Source organism: Hydrocoleum sp. CS-953 (assembly GCF_002260545.1).
Classification (GTDB): domain Bacteria; phylum Cyanobacteriota; class Cyanobacteriia; order Cyanobacteriales; family Microcoleaceae; genus Trichodesmium.
Genome location: NZ_LGSU01000052.1, coordinates 1 through 1681, shown reverse-complemented (window position 1 = coordinate 1681; position 1681 = coordinate 1). Strand labels below are relative to the sequence as shown.

At 33.7% G+C, this 1681-nt stretch carries 2 protein-coding genes; both read left to right on the top strand.

The window, feature by feature from the left end:
• The first annotated feature begins 480 nt into the window (after positions 1 to 480).
• A complete protein-coding gene (locus tag AFK68_RS40765; RefSeq protein ID WP_094670726.1) occupies positions 481 to 681 on the top strand; it encodes a hypothetical protein in 201 nt (66 codons plus the stop codon).
• Positions 682 to 688: 7 nt separating this feature from the next.
• On the top strand, positions 689 to 1426 hold the full coding sequence (locus AFK68_RS00270; protein ID WP_094670724.1) for a class I SAM-dependent methyltransferase: 738 nt from the start codon (positions 689 to 691) through the stop codon (positions 1424 to 1426).
• The last annotated feature ends 255 nt before the right edge of the window (positions 1427 to 1681 follow it).

Genomic DNA, 1681 nt, shown 5'->3' with positions numbered 1-1681 from the left:
ATTATCCATTATCCATTATCAATTATCCATTATCAATTATCCATTATCCATTATCCATTATCCATTATCAATTATCCATTATTGAAACTACTCCTTTTTCTTTCTATCAGTTATTGATTGAAAGACGACTCGACTCGAACTGAATGCACTACTCCTTTTTAGGGGTTGCACATTAAAGAATGATAATAGATTTTAAACTGTATATATATTGAGGAAAGAATTATCCAAAAATATCTACTTTCAGATTTCATCATTCCTGATTGTGCAACGCCCCTTTTTATCTCTCCTAATTTGGTTAGAAAAGAGTGTGAGGTCTTGTTTGAATATCATCTAATTGTAATTTAGTAATCATAAGTGTCTTATTTATAATAGAGTTATAATAATCCTATAAATATTCAAACTGAAGCCCAATTTAAGATTAATTCAATAATTTGATTGAGCTGTGTCCAAAATAAGTAACCTTATAAGAGTTTTTGTGCCATGGGTACCTTAATTAGCTTATTATTGCTGGTTGTATACGGGGGTGGAATCTGGAAGTTCTGGAATGGATTTGAACGGACAAATTTTTCTAGAAGCTTTCAGAATCGTTTATTATTATCTATATTGTGGCCTGTTTTATTAATTGGTAACAAATCTTATCGTAAGAACTTTACAAAAGCTCTTAAAGGTTATAGACGATAGAGGAAAAATGTCTGAAAAAAAGTCTCCCTTACCCTCAAATCAGGAAAAATCTTCCTGGTTTGCTGAACAAAATTTAGATAATTGGCATACTCAAATCATGGCAGTACAAGCTCGCTTTGATCAAGAGTACCGTGGAGAATCTTTTGAATTACCCTCGGAAGTCGAAGCAATGCCAATATTTCACGATTATGCCTCTGGTAATCTCACAACAAAAATAGTTTCTCCTTTTTGGGAAATAGCTAAACCTAAGAAAAATCAAAAGTGTTTGGATATTGGTTGTGGGGTGAGTTTTTTGATTTATCCTTGGCGAGATTGGGAGGCTTTTTTTTATGGTCAAGAAATTAGCACTATTGCCAGGGATAATCTGAATCAAAGAGGTTCTCTACTCAATTATAAATTATTTAAAGGAGTAGAACTAGGGCCAGCTCATCAGTTGAAATATGAAGCAAATCAGTTTGACTTGGCGATCGCTACAGGTTTTAGTTGTTATTATCCTCTAGAGTATTGGGAAGAGGTAGTTAAGGAAGTAAAACGGGTTCTCAAATTAGAATGTCAATTTGTTTTTGATGTGGTTAACCCAGAACAACCAATGGCGGAAAATTGGGCAATCTTAGAAACTTATTTAGGCGCAGAAGTATTTTTGGAACCCTTAGAAAATTGGGAAAAAATGATTAAAGCTAGGGGGGGAAAAATAGTCAAGCGACAACCAGGAGAATTATTTCAGATGTATAAGGTTAAATTTTGATTGTGGTATATCAAAGTTTTATCTGCTAAATTATCAATTCTCAAAATTGCTAATTTAGCTCAAGTGAAATCTCGAATTTTTCCACAGACTTAAGGTCTAAAAAACTGGTTTTTAGAAAATCTAAAATTGTAATTAGTTAAGATGATAATCTTTTCGGCGCCCTTTTCTGGTAGTGCCTCGGTATCGAGAAATAGCTTGTAACCAGCGCACCGGACTTTGGAGGAACATTAAGGGAGACATGAGCATCACAGGAAA